This is a genomic window from Paraburkholderia aromaticivorans (assembly GCF_002278075.1).
GTDB lineage: Bacteria > Pseudomonadota > Gammaproteobacteria > Burkholderiales > Burkholderiaceae > Paraburkholderia > Paraburkholderia aromaticivorans.
This window is the reverse complement of the sequence record NZ_CP022990.1, coordinates 1,437,965-1,452,989: the sequence shown is the minus strand read 5'-3', so window position 1 is coordinate 1,452,989 and position 15,025 is coordinate 1,437,965. Positions and strand designations below refer to the sequence as shown.

General features: G+C 62.6%; 12 protein-coding genes. 11 read left to right on the top strand and 1 reads right to left on the bottom strand.

Features of this window, described 5'->3' with window-relative positions; all coding sequences use genetic code 11:
• Positions 1-20 precede the first annotated feature (20 nt).
• The 3 genes from CJU94_RS26180 (at position 21) to wecB (ending at position 5,143) form a co-directional block, all read left to right on the top strand.
• Positions 21-2,741, top strand: a complete 2,721-nt coding sequence (locus CJU94_RS26180) for a glycosyltransferase (RefSeq protein WP_095421539.1) — start codon at positions 21-23, stop codon at positions 2,739-2,741.
• A 64-nt stretch (positions 2,742-2,805) separates the two neighbouring features.
• A complete protein-coding gene (locus tag CJU94_RS26175; RefSeq protein ID WP_244221079.1) occupies positions 2,806-3,996 on the top strand; it encodes a class I SAM-dependent methyltransferase in 1,191 nt (396 codons plus the stop codon).
• Positions 3,997-4,039: 43 nt separating this feature from the next.
• A complete protein-coding gene (gene wecB / locus CJU94_RS26170) occupies positions 4,040-5,143 on the top strand; it encodes a non-hydrolyzing UDP-N-acetylglucosamine 2-epimerase (RefSeq protein ID WP_095421537.1) in 1,104 nt (367 codons plus the stop codon).
• A 93-nt stretch (positions 5,144-5,236) separates the two neighbouring features.
• Here wecB and CJU94_RS26165 read toward each other — a convergent pair whose 3' ends face one another.
• On the bottom strand, positions 5,237-5,944 hold the full coding sequence (locus tag CJU94_RS26165) for a TetR/AcrR family transcriptional regulator (protein WP_095421536.1): 708 nt from the start codon (positions 5,942-5,944) through the stop codon (positions 5,237-5,239).
• A 375-nt stretch (positions 5,945-6,319) separates the two neighbouring features.
• On the opposite strand from CJU94_RS26165, the gene CJU94_RS26160 reads away from it, so the two are divergent.
• The 8 genes from CJU94_RS26160 (at position 6,320) to CJU94_RS26125 (ending at position 15,011) form a co-directional block, all read left to right on the top strand.
• A complete protein-coding gene (locus CJU94_RS26160; protein ID WP_095421535.1) occupies positions 6,320-7,927 on the top strand; it encodes a 6-hydroxynicotinate reductase in 1,608 nt (535 codons plus the stop codon).
• A gap of 58 nt (positions 7,928-7,985) precedes the next feature.
• Entirely contained in the window at positions 7,986-8,924 is a 939-nt protein-coding gene (locus CJU94_RS26155; RefSeq protein ID WP_095421534.1) for a UPF0280 family protein, read from the top strand.
• Positions 8,900-9,490, top strand: coding sequence for an amino acid synthesis family protein (locus tag CJU94_RS26150; protein WP_095421533.1), 591 nt, complete (start codon positions 8,900-8,902; stop codon positions 9,488-9,490). The genes CJU94_RS26155 and CJU94_RS26150 overlap by 25 nt, the downstream gene beginning before the upstream one ends.
• Before the next feature lie 60 nt (positions 9,491-9,550).
• Positions 9,551-10,135, top strand: a complete 585-nt coding sequence (locus CJU94_RS26145) for an amino acid synthesis family protein (protein WP_095421532.1) — start codon at positions 9,551-9,553, stop codon at positions 10,133-10,135.
• Between the two features lie 141 nt (positions 10,136-10,276).
• Entirely contained in the window at positions 10,277-12,217 is a 1,941-nt protein-coding gene (locus CJU94_RS26140; RefSeq protein ID WP_095421531.1) for an ABC transporter permease, read from the top strand.
• The gene (locus tag CJU94_RS26135; protein ID WP_095421530.1) at positions 12,214-13,023 is read left to right on the top strand and encodes an ABC transporter ATP-binding protein; all 810 of its coding nucleotides are present in this window, start codon (positions 12,214-12,216) and stop codon (positions 13,021-13,023) included. Before CJU94_RS26140 ends, CJU94_RS26135 begins: the two co-directional genes overlap by 4 nt.
• Positions 13,020-13,733 carry an ABC transporter ATP-binding protein gene (locus CJU94_RS26130; RefSeq protein ID WP_095421529.1) on the top strand — a complete coding sequence of 238 codons (714 nt, stop codon included), beginning with the start codon at positions 13,020-13,022 and terminating at the stop codon, positions 13,731-13,733. Before CJU94_RS26135 ends, CJU94_RS26130 begins: the two co-directional genes overlap by 4 nt.
• A gap of 78 nt (positions 13,734-13,811) precedes the next feature.
• Positions 13,812-15,011 (top strand): amidohydrolase family protein, encoded by a 1,200-nt coding sequence (locus CJU94_RS26125; protein WP_095421528.1) that lies wholly within the window; start codon positions 13,812-13,814, stop codon positions 15,009-15,011.
• Positions 15,012-15,025 lie beyond the last annotated feature (14 nt).

Sequence of the window (15,025 nt, the reverse complement as noted above, 5' to 3'; positions counted from 1 at the left end):
GGCGACTTGAGAGGTTGGCCATGGATGAGCAAGAAGTGACACTAGACACGGCGCACAGACAAACCTACGAATCGCTCGTGGAGTTGAGTATTCCGATGTCCGGTGCGGACGCCCTCGTCAAGCAACATAACCAGATTGCAGAGGAGCAGCGTCTCGCGCGCAAAGACCGCTACGCGCTCGCCAAGCGGTTATCAGATGCGCTTTCCGAGATTCACGACCTCAAGCGTTCGCTCAATGCCGTGTCGGGCGAACTTGTGCATGAGATTCACAAGCGCGAGCGGGTGCAGGATACCCTTAACGAAGTTTTCGAAAGCAGTTCATGGAAATTGACCGCGCCCATGCGGTGTATTGCGAGTGCCGTTTACGCGATAGTAGGGCGCTACAAGAATCCCGTTGCTGCCAATAGTTCCATGCAACAACTCGCCGCGACTGACAGTGTGCCCGCGAGCAACGGCGAGTACGAAGCTCACACGCGTGCCCAGGCCGCCTACTTCGGGAACTGCGCCAAGGATCCTTCGAAACAGAGAAGACACCAGATCAGCCGCCTGCTCACGGCCCATTCAGATCGCCGGGGTGTCGTACTGTGCCCGGTTGCCTACGATCTTTCGCTCAAACAGCGTCCAGACCACATCATGGCGGAGTTCGCCAAAGCGGGTTATTTGTTCGTGATGCTGGAATATGGCGGTCCTTATCCATTTATCCAGCCCACTTCAGAGAACCTTTACGTGTCCAACATGGTCGAGGATTTTCTCGGCTATTTCCAGGACGAGCCGGTTACGCTCTATCTCCACTGGCCCGGCTTCAAATACGTCGCTGACCTCTGCCGCGCCGCGTTCACGATCTACGATGTACTCGACGACCTGACCATCTTCGCCAATTATTCCGAGGTCATGCGTTGCGACCATGAACTCTTGCTGCACATAGCGAACGTCTGCCTGTTCTCATCGAACCGACTGTACGAAGCGAATCGCGCGAAGGTCACGAATGCGCTGCTTCTGGAAAACGGGGTCTATCCCGAGGACTTTCTTCACGGGCAGCGCGAGCGATGCGACGTGCCTCCGGAGCTATACGAGATGGCAGCAAGCCGGAGGGTTGTCGGCTATCACGGCGCCATTTCTGAACTACTCGACTTCGATCTGCTGGACGAAATGGTGCGGCTGCACGATGTCGTCTTGCTGTTCGTCGGTCCTGTCGTCGCGTTCGAACCGCAATACAACACTGAGGTTCAGGAGCGCATGGCGCGTCTGAAAACGTTCGGCAACTTCATCCACCTCGGCCCGAAGCCGTATTCCGAACTGAAGCACTATCTCGCCTGGGTCGATGTCGGCATCGTGCCATTCATCGTCAGCGAGAAAACCGACCCCGTTTCACCGCTGAAGCTATTCGAGTATCTGGCGGCAGGAAAGCCGGTGATTGCCACCCCGACCCGCACCATCAGAGAATACGAACACGCCGTCATCGTCGCATCCGGAATTGATTTCGTCGACGCGGTGGCGAGCGGGCAGTGGTCCAACGCGTATACGGCGGCCTCCGCGGAAGTTGCGCGCATGCACGCGTGGCCGGTGCTGCACGCGCCGTTGCTCAGACAGGTCAATGCAAGAAATGTCCCAAGGCTGATACGCCCCGCGACGCGGCGCGCGATGAAAGTGGACATCGTCAATGTCAACTTCTATGACTGGGCAGGCGAAACCGTCTATAAGGGCGGAGCGGAACGCTACGTCTACGACCTCGCCGTCGTGCTCGGCGGCATGGGGTGCGAGGTACGGCTCTTGCAGAATGCGTGGAAGCCGTTTGAACGCGAGTTTCGCGGCGTCAAGGTGGTCGGAGTGAACGCCTCGGACAACCTTGATTTAGAGGCAATGTCGAGCAAATACGCAGAAATTTGTGCAGACGCCGACCTCATTATCGCATCGCCCACTGAACTCGCCTCGTCGCTCGGCAAGAGCAGGCGCGTCATCTCGATCAACCACGGCATTCATTGGGATGGAGCAGCCAATAATCTCGCGACCTTCGATCGGGCCCGTTATGAAACGCTCTTCCGCGCGCTTCGCAACAGTGATCGATGTGTTTGCGTCGATACGAACTTTATCAACTGGGTGCGAACCTATGATTGGGGTCTCGCCAATACGCTGAGCTACGTGCCGAACTACGTCGATCAAGACTCCTTCAGAAGCAACCCGAAGGATTTCGACGCGCAGGAGTTGTGCGTTCTTCTGCCACGCCGGCTTTATGAAGCCCGAGGTCTCTATCTGACCATCACCGCATTCGACCTCCTGTTCTCGCGGCGCCCGGATATCCGGCTCGTTCTGTGCGGGCAGGCGGTCGATCGCGACGCCCAAGCGGTCAAGGCATTCGTGGCGCGTCATCCGCACAAGGTGACCTGGATCGAATACGACATGGAGGACATGCACAAAGCCTATGTGGACAGCCACATTGTGCTGGTGCCCACCATGTATTCAGAAGGAACATCCCTGTCCTGCATCGAGGCGTTGGCAACCCATAACGCGGTGATCGCGACCAACGTCGGTGGACTGCCGAATCTGATCGTCGATGGCTACAACGGCAGGCTGATCCGTGCGGATTATGTCGAGCTTGCCGCCGCGATTGAAGAACTGGCCGATGATCGAGCCAAACTCGCCAGACTGGCGGCTCACGGACTGGATTCCTCGTCCGCGTTTGCAAAGACGGAGTGGGAGAACCGCTGGCGTGAAGTCATCCAGAGCACGCTCACTGTCGACTAGCGGTCTTTGATCGTATCGGCAACGCTGGCGAGCAGCGCAGCGTTCGCGCATTGAATTCGATGGTATGGACAGACCGACAAGCCGCCTGATGACAGACATTAACTCAAAGCAGTACTGGGACCACCGTTTTACGACCGACTGGGTGTCCGCCGGTGGACATGGGCAAACGCGATTTTTCGCGATGATTGCGGCCAGGCTGATGCCGGATTGGCTCAAAGACCTGGTGTTGCGGGAGCAATGCAACATCTGTGACTGGGGTTGTGCGGAAGGACAGGGTGTCGACGAACTGAGCAAATGGCTCGGTGTGAACTCCATTACCGGAGTCGATATATCGGAAGTTGCCATCGGCAAGGCTCAGGCGTCTTTTCCCAACAGACGCTTCAAGGCGCAGACGCTCGACCAACTCGACGACTACGACGTCATTTTTTCGTCGAATACGCTGGAGCACTTCGATCGCCCGTTTGACGTCGTGGCGCGTCTCGCGGCGCATACAAGGCGCTTTCTGGTTCTGCTTCTGCCATTTCAGGAATATGACCGGATCCCCGAGCATTTTTTCACGTTCGACCTCGACAACATTCCCGTGTGCCCGGTGCCGGGCTTCGCCGCCGTAGCCTGCCGCGTCGTGAACGCCGCGAAGGTGAATATCGACTATTGGAACGGTAAGCAGATCCTGCTTGTTTATGCGAGGCTTTCGTCACTCGGTGAAACCCGGCCGGATCTGCGCAATTTCTTTGTCGGAGACGATACCTACGAAGCGTTCGCACAGGAACGTAGCCAGGTCATCGTCCAACAGAACGCCGCCGACAGAGCGCAAGGTGCGTCGCAGCTTGCCCGGATTCGTAGCGAGCAAGCTGCGACGACCGCGCAGCTCGAGTCGGCTCTGCAGACTCTCCAGGAGGTGCGCGCAGAACGCGACGCAGAGCAAGACAGGCTCGTCCAGTCGCAAGAGGCAGTCGCCAAGCTCGTTCAGACCAGTGCGGAGCAGGACCGGACGATCGTCGAACTGAGACAGGCCAACGCCGAACGCGAGCAGACCATCGTCGTACTGAAGGAGGAATGTGGCGCCCTGTCCGCGGCGATCAGCCCGCTTCATGCCCGCATTGAACGGTTGCGTATCGAAAGCGAGGATTGTGCGAGGCTCCTGACCGAGGCGCGAGCGCTTGCGGCCGGCGCCGCCAATCAAAGGGACATGATGCTTCGCTCAAAGACATGGCGGTTCAGATGCGCAGTGCGCCGCCTGGCTGGTCGATCATGACCTGTTCAGGCATCACCTTTCAAGTTCAATACCGGAAGACTCTGTGAAGAAACGTAAGATCATCGTTACTATCGGAACCCGTCCTGAGGCCGTGAAAATGGCGCCGCTCGTCAAGCAGTTGCAACGCGAAGCGTGGGCCGACTGCCGCGTTCTGGCGACCGCGCAGCATCGCGGCATGCTCGATCAGGTCATGCGCCTGTTCGAGATTCAAGCCGATATCGACCTCGACATCATGCAGCCCAATCAGTCGTTGCCGATGTTGACTTCGCGGCTCATGGTTCGGCTCGATGAGGTGCTCGCCGCCGAACAGCCCGACGTGCTGCTCGCGCAGGGCGACACGACCACCGTACTGACGGCGGCGCTTGCGTCCTTTTACCGGCGCGTGCCGGTCGGCCATGTCGAAGCCGGTCTCAGAACAGGCGATCTTTCCAATCCGTTTCCCGAAGAAATGAATCGTGTGGTTGCAAGTCGGCTTGCGCGCTGGCATTTCGCACCGACTGAGACAGCGAAACGCAATCTGCTCACGGAAGGTATCGATGCGGCGAGTGTGTTCGTCACCGGGAACACGGTTATCGACGCCTTGCTGGAGGTGGCCGGGCGGTGCGACGCAGCGCTGCCTTTCAAAGGGGGCGGCCGATTGATTCTGGTGACGTCGCACCGTCGCGAGAATTTTGGCGAAGCTTTTCAAAACATTCTGCGAGCAATCAAAACGATCGCGGATAACAACCACGACGTCCGTATTCTCTATCCCGTTCATCCGAACCCGAACGTGCGTGAAGCGGCCTATGCGCATCTGGACAACCATCCCCGAATCACGCTTTGCGAGCCGCTCGATTACTTGCCGTTCGTGGCCGCGATGAAGCGTGCCTATCTGATTCTGACCGACTCCGGCGGAGTACAGGAAGAGGCGCCCGCGCTCGGCAAACCCGTGCTCGTTCTGCGGCGCGAGACGGAGCGGCCGGAAGCGGTCGCGCAGGAGGTCGTCAAGCTCGTGGGGACCGAATATGCCGATATTGTCCTGAACGCACAGCGGCTGCTCGACGACCCCGCCGAATACCGGCGTATGGCGCGAGGCGTGTCACCTTATGGCGACGGCCTTGCGTCCGGACGGATTGTCAGCGTTTTGCGGGATCATTTTCAGGTGTAGCGCGTTCTTGCCGGTAAAGCGCTGTTTCGCCATACATGCCGACGTGAGCGTCAGCCACTCTCGTCGGCTGGATTTCAGCGAGCACGGCTGGCGCTACGCTTCGCCATTCTGCCTCGCCGTTCTGGCCACCTCGTCCACCGGCAAGCTCGCTCTCACCGCGCGCAACACCGTATCCTTGATCACCTCGCGCCAATGCTCGAGCGCCGCCTTGTCCATGACCGGCTCGCCAAGAAACGCGCCCAACGTGTACTGGTTGGCGTTATAAAAATACCCAAGCGACGCGATCATCAAATACACGTCGCGCGCTTTGACATCCGCACGAAAAACCTGCTGCGCCTGCCCCGCATCCAATAACTTTTGCACTACCGAAATCGCGTAGCCTGAAATCTCCTTGAGCTTCAAGGATTTCTTCGCGTGCTTACCCTGATGCAGATTCTCGCTGGAGAGCAGCGTGACGAACTCGGGATGATCGAGGTAGTACTGCCAGACGAATTCGACCATCTGTTCGAGCCCACGCACGGGGTTGGCCAGGTCGAGATCGAGCTTGCTTTCCGCCTCGTTGAATTGCGTATAGATCGTTTCCAGTACTTCGACGAACAACTGTTCCTTGCTGCCGAAGTAGTAATAGATCATGCGATCGTGCGAGCGTGCCGCCTTCGAAATGCTTTCCACGCGGCCGCTCGCATAGCCCTGCTTGGCAAATACCTTGATGGCCGCTTTCAGAATCTTGGCGCGCGTGTCCTGCGCCTGTTTCGCGCGAATGCCGGGAGCGCCCGGTTTGCGGGCGGCGGTGGGACTCATGGCGGTCTGGGGTCTCTTGTTTGCGTCAGGTTGAACAGCATGCGCCGCGGCCGGCCAGGCACGGGCGCGCCTTTATCATACAGCCCGCGCGAACCGTTGCGGCATGCGCTGCGCGATCATTCACTTCGGCGTAGATTGAAGCGTGATGCACGCGGCCATGCCGCGCTGCACCAATCGGGCGCATGCCGGTAAACTCGTTGCGCAGACTAAATTGATCGAGTAGATTTCTAACGAATTTGGTGTAGCGGATACTACACAAACGGTGAGTGATCGCTACATGGAAAGTTGCGGATCACGCGAAAGTACCTTTAAAAAAGGACGATTCGTCAGCCGGAGCGGGACCGATTGTAATGTTGTCGTATGGGGAGCCCCGCCATGACAGAACATACGAAGGTCGATTTCGGTGCGGACGGCGTCGACGGCGAAACCGCCTCGACGCCGGGCCCGACTGTGCTCGAAAAGGCGCCGCCGCGCGGCGAGCGGATGGCGTCGAACAAGATCGAATGCAATGCCTGCCCAGTGCTGTGTCAGATCTCCGAAGGGCGCACCGGCGCATGCGATCGTTATGCCAATTCGGATGGGCGGCTGATTCGCGTCGATCCGGTGGTGTTCCTGTCGCGCGCGCCGTCAACAGCCGAGGCGGGGGCGGGCAGCGCAACTCCCGCGATTGCATTTGGCGCACCGCCTGAAGCGCACGACGCCACGGCCGGCCAGGCGTTGTTCGTGACCGGCGTCGGCGCATCGTCCACCTATCCCGACTACAAGCCCGCGCCGTTTATCGTCGCGTCGAAGCTCGACGACGTCGACATGATCACGGTCGTTACCGAAGGCATTTTCAGCTATTGCAGTTTCAAGGTGAAGATCGATACCGACCGTTTCCTCGGGCCGGAGCAGTCGAACGTGCGCTGCCAGGGCGAGATCGTCGGCCATGTGACGACGGCCGAATACGGCTCGCAGATGCTGAGCCTCGGCGGCGTGCATCATCTGACTGGCGGCAGCAAGAAAGAAGGGCGCGTGACGTGCGACATGATGCTCGCGCTCGGCAACAAGGAGGCGGTGGAGCTGAGCATCGACGGCGGCGCGAGTCTCGTGATTCGCGCGGGCGCCGCGCCGATCGTCGACGGTGTCGAGGAGCAGCGCATGCGCGTGGGCTGCGGGTCGGCGACCATCGGCATCTTCGCGAAGCAATGGTTCGGTCTTGCCGACGAAGTGGTAGTCGTCGACGACCACATCACCGGCGTGCTCACCGAACATCAGGCCGGGCGCTGCCTCGGCATGACGCGCTCAGGCTTGAAGATTCGCGGGCGCAAATCGACGCCGGGCCGCTATTTTCAGGTGGCCAATCCGGGCACCGGTTGGGGCGGGACAGACATTCAGGATCCGCTCGCGATTGTCGAAGGCTTCGATCCTGCCGTCGCCAGACCGGGCATGCGCTTGCTGATCGTGTCGACCACCGGCGAGCACGCAAGGTGGTATGAACTCGATCGGGATCTCGTCCCGCGTATCGCTGCGATGCCGGAGGCGGTGCGCCGCACGGTCGATCGGATCAGTGAGAACTGCGAGCCGTCGCTTGCCACCGTGCTGTTTCTAGGCGGAGCGGGCGGCAGTCTGCGAGCGGGCGCCACGGAGAACCCGGTGCTGCTCACGCGCGCCATCAAGCAGAAGCTGGTCAACGTAACCTGCGGCGGCGCGCCGGCTTACGTGTGGCCGGGCGGCGGCATCACGGTGATGGTCGATGTCTCGCGCATGCCCGACCGTTCGTTCGGCACGGTGCCGACGCCGGCGATTGTCGCGCCGATCGAATTCACCATGAAGTACGACGCGTATCGCGATCTCGGCGGTCATCTCGACGCGGTACGTTCGCTGGAGAGCGTCCTCGCCAACGGGCCGGAACATACCGAAGGCGCGCCGCTCGCGCGCCGCACCCTGGCCCGCAATCCCGACAACCCATGGCCGCCCGCCATGCCGCCGATGCTCGGTTGACGGTGCCGAGCGCGCCAATCCAACGTACGCCACGAACGCAACGCATGCAACGGACCCGATGAATCCCACCCGCACCCGACTCGATGCGACCCGCTGGCATTGGCAGCACGGGCCGATCGATCTGATCCTCAGCGCGGACGGCACGCCCCCGGCGGTGCAGGCCGCGTATGAGGCGTGCTGGGCGCGTTTTGTCGGCGTGTTGCCGGAACTGGTCGGCGAGTTGCAGCGGCTTCGGCAACCCATTCCCGCCGAAGCCGCATTGAACGACACGCAGTTGCAAGGCCCGGTTGCCCGCCGCATGTGGTCGGCCTGTCATCCTCACCGAGCGCGCTACATCACGCCGATGGCCGCGGTGGCGGGCGGCGTCGCCGATGAACTGATGACGACGTTCGCGCGCGAGGGCATCTCGCGCGCCTTCATCAACAACGGCGGCGACATTGCGCTTTACCTGACTGAAGGGCAGCAATACCGGGTCGGCGTATTCGCCGATCTGGCTTCGTTCTCGCCCGTACGGCCGGCGCACGATCAAACGCTCGACGCCAACCTGACGCTCGAAGCCGGCCAGCCGGTTCGCGGCATAGCGACGAGCGGTTGGCGTGGGCGCAGCTTCAGTCTCGGCATCGCCGACAGCGTCACCGTGCTCGCGCGCGACGCCGCCACCGCGGATGCCGCGGCGACCATGATCGCCAACGCTGTCGACGCGGAGCACGCGGGTATTTTGCGGCGTCCGGCTTCGTCGTTGAAAGACGATACCGACCTCGGCGACAAGCTCGTCACCGTGGACGTGCCGTCCTTACCGCAGCCGCTGATCGATTTCGCGCTGGCGCGCGGTGTCGAGGCCGCCCAGCGCCTGCTCGACCAGGGTTTGATCGAGGGCGCCGCGTTATTCCTGCAAGGGCGGGTGCGCGTTGCCGGCATTCTTCACACAGGCGGGTTGCTCACGCAGCGCGCGCAGATAAGAACGGAGGCTCCGTGTTCGAAATACGCCGCGTGCTGACGCACGTCGAAGATATCTTCCACGAGTTCGGCCCCGCGCCCGCGCAGCCACTCAGGCGCGGCGCGATTGCCGCGGTGATGACGAATCCGTTCGCCGGCCGCTACGAAGCAAACATCGAGCACGCGATGGAAGCGCTCAAACCGATCGGCTTCGATATGGCGCAACGGTTGCTGGCGGCGATGGCGGTGCCGCATGCGTCGATCGAGAGTTACGGCAAGGGCGCGATTGTCGGCTCGCGCGGCGAACTGGAGCATGGCGCGCTGTGGCATGTGCCGGGCGGCTATGCGATGCGCGAGTTGCTGGAGAAGAACGGCGTGCCGACCAACGCCATCGTGCCGTCCACCAAGAAGGTCGGCGCGCCGTCCACCGCGCTCGACGTGCCGCTCACGCACGTCAACGCGAGCTACGTGCGCAGCCATTTCGACGCGATCGAAGTGCGTGTGCCCGGCGCGCCCGCCGCGGACGAACTGGTCTATATCCTCGCGATGAGCACGGGGCAGCGTGTGCATGCGCGCGTCGGCGGCCTCGCGAAAGAGGCGATCGTGGGCAAGGACGGATTGCGTTGAGCGGCGCCTGATTGGCGCACTGAAATCACGCTGGGCAGACATCGGAACTCGGAGAGCGAAATGGCAATCAAGCTTCGCAAGCTGATCGTGCAAGTGGATGAAACACGCATTGAAATGGGCCAGGCCGTCGAGCCGCCGGCTCGCCGCGCGGTCGCGATCGCGGTGATCGAGAATCCCTACGCGGGCCGCTACGAAGCGAGGCTCGACGCGCTGATCGAAGCGGGCGAAGAATTGGGTGCATTGCTCGGCAACAAGTGCGTGGAAGCGCTGGGTATCGCGCCGGGCGAGGCGCAAAGCTACGGCAAGGCCGCCGTCGTCGGCGAGGCGGGCGAACTGGAGCATGCCGCCGCGATCCTGCATCCGAAGCTCGGCGCGCCGTTGCGGGCGGCGGTGGAGAAGGGGGCGGCACTGGTGCCGTCGGCGAAGAAGATGGGCACGCTCGGCACCGCGATCGACGTGCCGCTCGGCCACAAGGACGCCGCCTTCGTGCGCAGTCATTTCGACGCGATCGAGGCGCGCGTATCGGACGCGCCGCGCGCGAACGAGATCGTCGTGGCCGTCGCGGTGACGGCGTCGGGGCGGCCGCTGCCGCGCATCGGCGGCTTGCAGGTGAGCGAGATCAAAGGCGAAGACGGGCTGCGCTGAGTTTGCATCCGGTTATTGGGCTGTTACTGTCCTGCAGTTGACGCGTGCGCGCATGGTGCCGCACGCGTTGCAACGTCTGCTGATCGTGTCGGATGCGCCAACGCCGCGCCCGCACGGTTCAGCAAGCTGCCGAGGGTCGCGATGTTTTCGAATTTGCTGGTACAGCTGGTCAACGGACTCGCCGACGCGTCGACGCTGTTTCTCGTCGCCGCCGGTTTGTCGCTGATCTTCGGCGTGACACGTATCGTCAACTTTGCGCATGGGTCCTTCTATATGTTCGGCGTCTATGTCGCGTACAGCATCGCGAGCCGCTTCGGACACACGGCGGGCGGCTTCTGGCTCTCGGTGCTGGCTGCGGCGCTGGTGGTCGCGGTGCTGGGCGCGCTGGTCGAAGTGGTGGTTCTGCGCCGCATCTACCAGGCGCCCGAGCTGTTTCATCTGCTCGCCACGTTTGCGCTAGTGCTGATCTTTCGCGACGCCGCGCTCTGGCTGTGGGGCCCGGAAGACCTGTTCGGACCGCGTGCGCCGCATCTGGCGGGCGCGGTCGATTTCCTCGGCCATCCGCTGCCCACCTACGACATCGCGTTGATCGTGATAGGACCCGTGGTGTTGCTGCTGCTCTGGTACGCGTTGACGCGCACGCGCTGGGGCACGCTGGTGCGTGCCGCCACGCAGGATCGCGAGATGCTCGGTGCGCTCGGCATCAATCAGGCGTGGCTGTTTACCGGGGTGTTTTTCGTCGGCGCGTTTCTCGCCGGGTTGGGCGGCGCGCTGCAAGGGCCGCGCATGTCGGCGAATCTGTCGCTGGATCTGGAGACGATCGGCAATGCGTTCGTGGTGGTAGTGGTCGGCGGCATGGGTTCGATTCCGGGTGCGTTCATCGCCGCGCTGCTCATCGCGGAGATCAAGGCGCTGTGCATCGGCATCGGCCATGTGACGATCTTCGGCGTCGGCCTGTCGTTGAGCCGCTTTACGCTCGTGGCTGAATTCGTCGTGATGGCGGTCGTGCTGGTGGTGCGTCCCTGGGGTTTGCTCGGCCGCGCGAGCGCCGCGGTCCGCGGCATGGGCGCGCCGGAAACGCCGTTGCGTCCGGCGGGCAAACGCCTCAAGTGGCTGGCCGCCCTGACGTTGCTGGTTCTCGTTCTCGCACCTCTGGCGGCGAATGCCTTTCCCTACGTGCCCGTGCTGCTGGTCGAAATCCTGATCGCCGTGCTGTTCGCGACGAGTTTGCATTTCATCATGGGACCGGGCGGCATGCATTCGTTCGGCCACGCCGCGTACTTCGGACTGGGTGCATACGGCGCCGCGCTGTTCCTCAAAGTGCTCGGTCTGCCGATGGAAGCCGCCTTGCTGCTCGGCCCGCTATTGGCCGTGGCCGGCGCGCTGGTGTTCGGCTGGTTCTGCGTGCGCCTCTCCGGCGTCTATCTCGCCATGCTGACGCTCGCGTTCGCGCAGATCGTCTGGTCCGTGGTGTTCCAGTGGGACGACGTGACGGGCGGCAGCAACGGCATTCTCGGTTTATGGCCGTCGAACTGGCTGTCTTCGCCGGTGGCCTTCTACTATCTGACGCTCACCTGCGCCGTGGTCGGCGTGTGGCTGTTGCGCAAGTTGTTGTTCTCGCCGCTGGGTTACGCCATGCGTGCTTCGCGTGATTCCGTATTGCGCGCCGAGGCGATCGGCATCGACGTGAAGCGCGTGCAATGGGCCGGGTTCGTGATCGCGTCGTTGTTCTGCGGTCTCGCCGGCTCGCTCTATGCGTTCTCGAAGGGCACGATTTCGCCGGAAGTGATCAGCGTAAGCCGTTCCGTGGACGGCCTCGTGATGGTGCTGCTCGGCGGCTTGCAGACCCTCACCGGACCGATTGTGGGCGCGGCCGTGTTCACGTGGCTGCAGGACACCGTCGCGCGGCAAACCGACTACTGGCAGGCGCTGCTCGGCGTCGCGATCCTGCTGCTGGTGATCGCGTTTCCGCAGGGGATCGTCGGCTTCATTCGCGAGCGTTTCGGCGACGACACCGTCGACCCGGCGGCGCCCAGCGCCGTCTCGCCGTCGCAACGCGCGGCGATCAAGGAGGGGCTATGAGCTTGCTGCGCGTCTGCGGTCTCTCCAGATCGTTCGGCGGCCTCAAGGCGGTCGACAATGTCTCGTTCGATCTCGAAGCCGGCGAGTTGCTGGCGCTGCTGGGGCCGAACGGCGCCGGCAAGTCCACCTGTTTCAACATGGTCAACGGGCAGTTGCCGCCTTCGTCCGGGTCGATTCGTCTCGACGGTCAGGAACTGGTCGGCATGCGTCCGCGTGAGATCTGGCGGCTGGGTGTGGGCCGCACCTTTCAGATTGCCGCGACCTTCAACTCCATGACCGTGATCGAGAATGTGCAGATGGCGCTGGTCTCGCGCGAACGCCAGACCTTCGGGCTATGGAAGCCCACCCGTTCGCGCTACGCCGACGAAGCCCTCGCGCTGCTCGACCAGGTCGGCATGGCCGCGGAGGCGAACCGCGCGTGCGGCGTGCTCGCTTATGGCGACGTCAAGCGCGTCGAACTCGCGATTGCGCTCGCCAACCGCCCGAAGCTGCTGCTGATGGATGAACCCACCGCCGGCATGGCGCCGAAGGAGCGCAACGAATTGATGGCGCTGACGAGGCGTCTCGTCACCGACCACAAGATCGGCGTGCTGTTTACCGAACACAGCATGGACGTCGTATTCGCCTACGCCGATCGCATGATCGTCCTCGCGCGTGGCAAGCTGATCGCCGAGGGCGACGCCGAGTCGATCCGCAACGACCCGCGCGTCCAGGAAGTCTATTTCGGCACCGGCAAAACCTTCCAGCCGCACGCGTCGCTGCACGAGGCAGCGGGCGGCCATCAAGGACACGGAGCGCGGCCATGAGCGAGCCGATGCTGAAGGTCTCCGGCCTTAACGCGTTCTACGGCCGCGCGCATATTCTGTTCGACGTCGGCCTCGAAGTTGGCCGCGGCGAAGTCGTGGCGCTGATGGGCCGCAACGGCGCCGGCAAATCGACCACGATGAAAGCGGTAATGGGTTTGCTGCCGCGCCGCCACGGCGAAGTGAGTTTTCGCGGCCAGAACATCGCGGCGTTGCCGCCGTACAAGATCGCGCGCATGGGCATGGGCTTCGTGCCCGAGGATCGGCGCGTGTTCGCGGATCTGACCGTGATGGAGAACCTCGACACCGGCCGTCAGCCGCCGCGCGACGGCGCACCGCAGTGGACGCCGGAAAAGCTGTTCCGGCTCTTCCCCAATCTCGGCGAAATGCCGCAGCGTCCGGGCGGCCAGATGAGCGGCGGCGAGCAGCAGATGCTCACCGTGTCGCGCACGTTGATGGGCAATCCCTATCTGGTGCTGCTCGACGAACCGTCCGAAGGCGTGGCGCCGGTGATCGTCGAGCAGATGGCGAACATGATTCTCGAACTCAAGCGCGAAGGGCTGTCGATTCTGTTGTCCGAACAGAATCTGCACTTTGCCGAGCTGGTCAGCGACCGCGCGTATGTGCTCGAGAAAGGGCAGATCCGTTTTAGCGGCACGATCGGCGAACTCGCACAGAACGAAACAGTGAGGCGCGCTTATCTGAGCGTGTGATTTCTTCCATTGGCGCGTGCGAAGTGCACGCTGTGGCACTTCGTGAGCGCCGGGCAGTCGTTGCGAAAGGAGAGGCAGATGGCAGCAGAGACGTTGACAGGCTTGTCGGGCAAGGTCGCGGTAACGAACATCGGGCTGCTGTTATCCGGCGACATCGATCAGCCGATTCTCGACGCGAACACGCTCGTGATCGACGACGGCGTGATCGTCGCGGTTGGCCGCGAAAAGGACTGCGATCTCGAAGGCGCGCGCACGACGGTCGATTGCAAAGGCACGACGGTCGCGCCCGGCCTGATCGACTCGCATGTGCACCCGGTATTCGGCGACTGGACGCCGCGCCAGAATCAGATGGGCTGGATCGAATCGAATCTGAACGGCGGCGTCACCACGATGATTTCCGCCGGCGAAGTGCATTTGCCCGGCCGTCCGAAAGACGTGCTCGGCGTGAAGGCGCTCGCCATTACCGCGCAACGCTCGTTCGAGGGGATGCGCGGCGCGGGTGTCGGCGGCGGCGTCAAGGTGATGGCGGGCGCGCCGGTGATCGAGAAGGGGATGGTCGAAGAGGATTTCAAGGAACTCTCCGAAGCAGGCGTCAAACTGCTCGGCGAAGTCGGCCTCGGCAGTGTGAAGGGTGGCGAGGAAGCCGCGCAGATGGTCGCATGGGCGCGCAAGTACGGCATTCAGAGCACGATTCACACGGGCGGCCCGTCGATTCCCGGCTCCGGGCTGATCGATCGCGACGTGGTGCTCGCCGCCGACGCGGACGTGATCGGCCACATCAACGGCGGCCATACGTCGCTGTCTTACCGGCATGTGTGCGACCTGTGCGAACAGTCGAGCCGCGCGCTGGAAATCGTCCACAACGGCAATGAGCGCATTGCGCTGCTGACCGCGCGCCACGCGATCGAATTGAAGTGTCCGCACCGGATCATTCTCGGCACGGACAGTCCCGCCGGTTCCGGCGTGCAACCGCTCGGCATTCTGCGCATGATCGCGCTGATTTCCAGCCTCGCCGACGTGCCGGCGGAGACCGCCTTCTGTTTCGCGACCGGCAACACCGCGCGTCAACGCAATCTGCGGCAAGGGCTGATTGAAGTGGGCCGTCCCGCGGACCTCGTATTCATGGATCGCGCACAGCATACGGCGGCCGATACGCTGCTCGAAAGCGTGCAGCTCGGCGATATTCCGGGTGTGGGCATGGTGATGATCGACGGCCTGATCCGCTGCCGGCGCAGCCGCAATACGCCTCCGGCCACCGAAGTGCCGGTGGTGCTGTGAAGACGCGTCGCATA